Genomic DNA, 979 nt, shown 5'->3' on the forward strand with positions numbered 1-979 from the left:
GGTATTTCGGGAGCCTGATGTCAGTATGGCTATTGATCCCGTTTGCTTAAGACAATGCCCATTACAATTGAATCGATATCTGCTTAACGCCCGCTTGTGGCGTCAAAAGTACCCCCTGCTCGGTCACGGCGGATTCGGCGCCTTCGATTTGAGCGATCTGGCTTATGCCGCGCAGAAGCAGCTTCCATGGCTTGGTTCCTTCCGCCTGAACATCGATGCGCTCCCCGTTCCGGGTTACCGCGACCTTTAATTCTTCCTTGCCGTTCGTCCCGTTCACGACGCTTGTCGTTTCCGTTCCATCCGCAAGTTCAAAGGCGTGAAGGGTCACACCGTCCGCGTAGTCGTAATCCGGACGCTGGTCATTGTCTCCGACCGGAATGATGGTTCCGGCCCGCGCCAATAGCGGAACCGCAAAGTAGTCGACCTGCCGGCTGATCCACCGGCCTCCCTCTACACTCTCTCCGGTTACGAAATCAGTCCAGCGTCCCTCCGGTACATAGTACCGTGCCAGTCCCTGGTCGTTCATGACCGGTGCGACGAGAAGCGAATCCCCGAGCATATACTGGCGGTCCAGCACATGGCAGTTCGGATCTTCGGGGAATTCCAGCACCATGGCCCGCATGACGGGCACCCCTGTTGCAGCAGTCTGCACGGCGGAACGGAACAGGGTATGGCATCAGTGTGCATTTCAGCTTGGTAAAATAGCGCAATACGTCAACCGCTTCCTCATCGAAGAGCCAAGGCACCCGGTATGACTGGTTCCCGTGCAGCCGGCTGTGCGTGGACAACATCCCGAAAGCGGTCCAGCGCTTATATAGGTCCGGTGTGGCCGTATTTTCAAAGCCGCTGATATCGTGGCTCCAGAACCCGAAGCCGCTGAGCGACAAGGACAAGCCGCCGCGAAGCGATTCGGCCATCGATACGTATGAGGCGGAGCAGTCGCGCCCCAATGCACCGGGAACTGCTGGCCGCCGGCCGT

1 pseudogene is annotated in these 979 nt (G+C 58.2%); it reads right to left on the bottom strand.

The features are described 5' to 3' along the window. Positions 1-61: 61 nt before the first annotated feature. Positions 62-979 (bottom strand): annotated as a pseudogene (locus tag CPT76_RS39645) (TIM-barrel domain-containing protein); the annotation flags it as partial.

Source organism: Paenibacillus sp. AR247 (assembly GCF_002968895.1).
In the GTDB taxonomy this organism is placed as follows: Bacteria; Bacillota; Bacilli; order Paenibacillales; family Paenibacillaceae; genus Paenibacillus_AQ; species Paenibacillus_AQ favisporus.